The sequence below is a fragment of the Moorena sp. SIO3B2 genome (assembly GCF_010692525.1).
GTDB lineage: Bacteria > Cyanobacteriota > Cyanobacteriia > Cyanobacteriales > Coleofasciculaceae > Moorena > Moorena producens.
In genome coordinates this window covers 1-5,506 of sequence record NZ_JAAHHE010000087.1, presented here as the reverse complement: position 1 = coordinate 5,506, position 5,506 = coordinate 1, and the positions used below count along the sequence as shown (strand labels likewise).

General features: G+C 43.5%; 5 protein-coding genes. 2 read left to right on the top strand and 3 right to left on the bottom strand.

Annotated elements, in window-relative coordinates; translation table 11 throughout:
• A partial coding sequence (locus tag F6K38_RS18950) for a hypothetical protein (protein ID WP_287357139.1) occupies nt 1–183 on the top strand: 183 nt, incomplete at its 5' end.
• On the top strand, nt 152–1,729 hold the full coding sequence (locus F6K38_RS18945; protein ID WP_287357137.1) for an ABC1 kinase family protein: 1,578 nt from the start codon (nt 152–154) through the stop codon (nt 1,727–1,729). The genes F6K38_RS18950 and F6K38_RS18945, both read left to right, overlap by 32 nt.
• 428 nt (nt 1,730–2,157) lie before the next feature.
• On the opposite strand, the gene F6K38_RS18940 is transcribed toward F6K38_RS18945, so the two are convergent.
• The 3 genes from F6K38_RS18940 to F6K38_RS18930 all read right to left on the bottom strand — a co-directional run bounded on the left by F6K38_RS18940 (nt 2,158) and on the right by F6K38_RS18930 (nt 4,813).
• A complete protein-coding gene (locus tag F6K38_RS18940; protein WP_229414381.1) occupies nt 2,158–2,361 on the bottom strand; it encodes a hypothetical protein in 204 nt (67 codons plus the stop codon).
• Between the two features lie 634 nt (nt 2,362–2,995).
• Nucleotides 2,996–4,258: an RNA-guided endonuclease InsQ/TnpB family protein gene (locus F6K38_RS18935; RefSeq protein WP_008181511.1), complete on the bottom strand. Its 1,263-nt coding sequence runs from the start codon at nt 4,256–4,258 to the stop codon at nt 2,996–2,998.
• Nucleotides 4,259–4,336: 78 nt separating this feature from the next.
• The gene (locus tag F6K38_RS18930; protein WP_287254230.1) at nt 4,337–4,813 is read right to left on the bottom strand and encodes an esterase/lipase family protein; all 477 of its coding nucleotides are present in this window, start codon (nt 4,811–4,813) and stop codon (nt 4,337–4,339) included.
• Between the last annotated feature and the right edge of the window lie 693 nt (nt 4,814–5,506).

Sequence of the window (5,506 nt, the reverse complement as noted above, 5' to 3'; positions counted from 1 at the left end):
CCGATTCCCGATTCCCGATTCCCCACTTTGCCGCGAAGTCTAGGATATAACCAAATCACTCAACCACCCTCAGCCAATGTTTTCCCTAACTCAAACCAGTACCCGCCAGCGAGAAATCCTAGAAGTTGTCTTCCGAAACGGTTGGGATTACATGCGAGGACTCCTAACGGGCAACAAAAATAATGACGAACCTCAACTCCCCACTCCTGCTGTCCTTCGCAACATTTTAATCGATTTAGGTCCGGTGTACGTTAAGTTAGGACAACTGCTGTCTACCCGTCCCGACCTATTACCAGGAGCCTATGTTGAAGTCCTGACTGACTTGCAAGCCAATGTACCAGCAGTAGCCTGGAGTGAAATCGAAAGCCTGCTACAGCAAGAACTAGCCAAGCCAATCTCAGAAACCTTTACTACCATCAATCCCCAAGCCATTGCTGCTGGTTCCATTGGTCAAGTCCATCGGGCTACCCTCAAAAATGGTCAAGAGGTGGCTCTGAAAGTGCAACGTCCTGGGATTGACCAGATAGTTGCCCAAGATATTGCTATCATTCGGGGCTTAGCGGAGTTAGTCTCTCTGACGGAATTTGGTAAGACTTACGATATCGTTGTCATAGCAGATGAATTTGTTACTGCCCTAGAAGCAGAACTGGATTTTACCCAAGAAGCTAACTATACCGATAAACTCCGCAGTAATCTATCCAATAGCCGCTGGTTCGATTCCCAGCAATTAGTGATACCAAAGATTTACTGGGATTTGACCAGCCAAAAGCTACTTACCATTGAGTGGCTGGAAGGGGCACCTCTGCTATCGGCGCAATTATCACAAACTCAAGAGGGCAAAGATCCCCAGACCCAGCGACGGGAAATTACCACCCTGTTATTTCGGGCTTTTTTCCAGCAGGTTTACATTGATGGCTTCTTCCATGCTGACCCCCATCCCGGAAACATATTTTATCTGAGGGATGGTCGTGTCGCTTTATTAGACTGTGGCATGATTGGACGCTTAGACCCCCGCAGCCAACAGATTTTGACGGAGATGCTCCTAGCAATTGTAGATTTAGATGGCAAGCGATGTGCTCAGTTAACCCTACAACTATCTGAAGCCGGTGAGTCGGTCAATTTATCTGGCCTGGAAAATGACTATGACCGCATGCTGCGCAAGTATTACAACCGAAGCCTCTCCAAAATCAACTTTAGTGAAGTGTTTTATGAGATACTGCAAGTCTCGCGCAATAATAAAATCCGCTTACCCGGTAATATGGGTTTATATGCCAAAACCCTAGCTAACTTGGAAGGGGTTACCCGTGGATTTTATCCTGACATTAACCTGCTCGACCAAATCAAACCCCTGATTACGGAAGTGTTTCGGCGTCAACTCCTGGGAGATGATCCCTTACAAACCCTTCTGAGAACTATTTTAGATCTCAAAAGCCTGTCATTGCGATCGCCTTCTCAAATCGAATTATTTTTAAACCGGGTTAGTTCCGAAACCCTGAAGTGGAATATTACCGTCCCAGAGCTAGACAAACTACGTTACAGTATCGATGATTCCGCTAATCGACTTTCCTTCAGTATTGTAGTCGGTTCCCTGATTATCGGTGCAGCAATTGTGGCCTCAGGAAGCCAAACTCCCCAGATGTTAGTGGTTACTAATATCCTGTTTGCTGCTGCTAGTTTTTTAGGATTGTGGCTGATTGTCAGTATTTTGCGTTCGGGACGGTTACGATGATTTGATAAGGGAGTAGGGAATCGGGAATCGGGAATCGGGAATCGGGAATCGGGAATCGGGAGCATTCAGCTATCAGCTTGTAGGGTGGGCAAAAACATTTTGGTTCTTTTGATTATTCTAGATTAGATTACTTTGCCCACCCTACTTTAATTGGTATTTTTTTTTACTATGGCTGACGGCTGACAGCTATCAGCTATCAGCTTGTAGGGTGGGCAAAAACATTTTGGTTCTTTTGATTATTCTAGATTAGATTACTTTGCCCACCCTACTTTAATTGCTATTTTTTTGTACACACAAGTCTTTGATCCCCCCTAACCCCCCTTAAAAAAGGGGGGAATTAGATTCAAAAGTCCCCCGAGCGAGCAATCCCTCGCTCGGGGGATTTAGGGGGATCTGAACCAGGGATTCAAGCCACTAAAATTTACCGCTTACAAATCCTGTAATTTTCCTTCGGATTTAGCTGTCATTGCCTCCTCAAGTAAGAAGTCTAACTTCCCATCGGCGATATCAGCTTCAAGCTGTTTATCCCAGAGTAACCAGTCTTTTTCAGCAAACCACTCTCTCAAGCGCACGAAATCTTCCTTAGAGAGAGCCTCAATTTCAGCTTGAATCTTTTCTACTTTTGTCATCATAAAAAAATGACTGCAATCCTAGTGATTAAATCTCTATAGTCTAGCATAAAAATTAACTTGCTCTAGGCTAGATTTTTTAGCTTGTAGGGTGGGCAAAAACAGTTTGGCTATGCGTGAGTATTGATAGATTAGATTACTTTGCCCACCCTACTTTAATTGCTATTTTTTTGTACTGCTTAGAGTAGAGTAATGCCAGATTGTTGAGAGATTTGGCAACAGATGGGTGTTGTTGACCTAGGAGTTTTTTCAACATCTCCCGGACAGCCCCAATACTTTGAGCAAGCGTATCACTCGCCGATACTAACCTACTGGCATGGCCGTTTCTCCGAAGTAAAAAGAGTGCCTTTGCTCATTTCAGTTATGTTTATTCTACAACAAGATACTGGCTATTCCGGAAAGTTTGTTAGCTAACCTCAAGAGTGTTGAACCCTTGACCATTCGGTCACGCTGCGCGAACGGTTAGCTGCGGGGGATAATCCCCCGAACCCCCTTTTTTGGTGAGATTTAAGAATCGCTCTAACCAGGGTAATGCCTGGTTATAAGCCCCTTGACCTTGGTAAAACCAACCTAGACCCTGGAAAGGTTTGTTTGACATCCTCCCCCCACATAGCGCCATCTTGCTATGCTCGATGTCTTAGTGGGGGATTCCTAACTCTCGCGAATTAGGTTTTCTGCTTCGTCTCGTGCCAACTAGAGTATCGTGACCAATACTCCCCGTCGCTTCCAATCCACAGACATTTTCTAGCACGCTATGCCCTAGCGCACTTACTCCACGATTCCTAATTTCTTGGCTAGCTGCTACATCCCGTGTAGTTGTATATCCACAATCAAAGCAATGCTGAAAACGAATATCTAGAGTTTTCTTTCCTGTATGTGCGCCACAGTTAGGACAAATCTGAGAAGTCCCATCCTTATTGACTTTGGCAAAATATACGCCACGACGAAAACAGACCCACTTTAATATATTTACAAACTGACCGAATCCAGCATCGACACTGTGTTTTGAAAGCATCCCTCTTTGCCATGAGACAAAGTTGATATCTTCTAAAAATATCATGCCAGCACCATCACACAAATGATGAGCCAGCTTAAAATGCCAATCTTTACGAGTCTCAGATATTTGCTGATGTAGTCTAGCTATTTTCTGGTTTAACTTGTGCCGATTATTCGAGCCTTTTTGTTTGTTCTTTAGCCTACGTTGTAGCAATTTCAGCTTACGTTGTAGGGTTTTCAGAAATCTAGGTCGCTTAATCTCTTCGCCATCACTGGTAGCAACAAACTTGTCAAAGCCCAAATCCACACCTCGCGGATGACCGTGAGGCATGGGATTAGGAACGTCAACATTTAGTTTAAGTGATAGCATCACAAAGTAACCAGATGCCTTTTTAACTACTCTTGCTTGTTTGACTTCAAACCCAAAGGGAATAGGTCTAGATTGTCGCCATTTCACCCATCCCAGTTTGGGAATCTTAATAGCATCATTTCTGATCGGGTTTTTCCCTAACTGTGGAAAAACAAAAGAACGCATCCGATACTTATTTTTAAACCGTGGGAAACCAAAACCCCTAGCCTTCATATCATCCCAAGCTCTATCTAAGGTTCTTAATGTTTGCTGTAGAACTTGAGAGTGAACTAATTTGAGTTGAGGATAGACTTTCTTAGCTTCGGTTAACTGTTTGGCTTGCAAATGGTAGTTAGGAAATGGTTCGTTAGCAGGAATGATGTATTCATAATGAATCGAACAAGCATTTATAGACGACTTACGAGATGCACACCAATCTTTACGCTGTCTAAGGGCGAAGTTCCAAACCGATCGACATATATCTAGCGTTTGCTCGATAGTAGCAATCTGTTCGGTATTTGGTTCTAGCTTGTATTCGTAGGTCATTGTTAGCATACAAGTATTATACCTGACACAGGTTATAATGCTGTGTCAGGATTTAATGTATTTGAGGTGCGACCCGAAGGCGCTTTCCTAGGCCGGGGAACCCGGCCTAGGAAAGCGCCCAAAGACCGAACCAGAATGAGGGGTAGACAGGAAAACAATTCCCCTCGTCCCAGATGCGATCGCTTCCCATTTGCCAAAGTCCCTAGCACTGCGCAGCATCTGTTTAACCAGCAGTCCCCCCATACTGTGAGTAACGAAAATTATTGGGCGATCGCCTATCTCATAACTATCCAGTAGATCTAAACTATTAGTCGCCCGGTCTACCAGAGGCATAGAATTACCCTTCCATCTAAACGGTTGTACCTCATAAGCCAGAGACCAAATTCCCACATCTGATAAATCTTGCCCCAGCCAAGCAGGCCAAAAATTATCATCATCTCGCCGTTCTTGCGGGTGCCAAGTACTTAGCGCATCACCCCCGAGTCCATGGACAAAAATGACATCCCCACGGCGATCGGGATTCTGAGCACCATAAATTTCAATTAAATCGTTACGATCACTCACAGACTAGCTCTCCAGGAATAAAGGTCATTGAGATTATTATTGAGATGCTTCGTGACCCTGATCCTCAGCTAGGGTGCTGGCATCGGAACAATTGACACCGATGGGGTTAATCGCCATACCCTTACCACATCTTGCTATTGCATAGATTAGCTACTGATTGAGTCGAGAGAAATCCAGAAAGTGCCAATAAATTCTCTGTCTACCCCATATTCCGCCACGCCCTACTCCCTGTTCCCAGATCCGCTGTTCCCTGTTCCCTATTCCTCTATTTTTATCCGGATAAAAAAAATACTTATTTTTCCTCTGTGGGGCTTGAAAGTCGAGTGTCAGACTTTAACTATGGCGGCATCTTGAGGTACCATTCAAATAATGGTATTGTTATAGATGCTAAACTAGGTACCGGTGAAGAAGGATTTGATGCTAGAGTCCAAGCAGGGGCTCAGTTCAAATTTTAATAGTAAGGTATTAAAGATTAGTTAATTGCAAGGTTGAAAGTTGTTCGCGTAGCGTGGCCTTTTGGCCAAGGTTGCAGGTTAGCAGGTTGAAGGTTAAAGGTTGAATCTTGGATTCTAAATTCTAAATTCTAAATTCTAAATTCTAAATTCTAAATTCTAAATTCTAAATTCTAAATTCTAAATTCTAAATTCTAAATTCTAAATTCTAAATTCTAAATTCTAAATTCTAAATTCTAAA

Excerpts from the sequence above, each read along its gene's own strand:
- F6K38_RS18945 (WP_287357137.1), top strand. The coding sequence starts at position 152 with ATGCGAGGACTCCTAACGGGCAACAAAAATAATGACGAACCTCAACTC.
- F6K38_RS18940 (WP_229414381.1), bottom strand. The coding sequence starts at position 2,361 with ATGATGACAAAAGTAGAAAAGATTCAAGCTGAAATTGAGGCTCTCTCT.
- F6K38_RS18935 (WP_008181511.1), bottom strand. The coding sequence starts at position 4,258 with ATGCTAACAATGACCTACGAATACAAGCTAGAACCAAATACCGAACAG.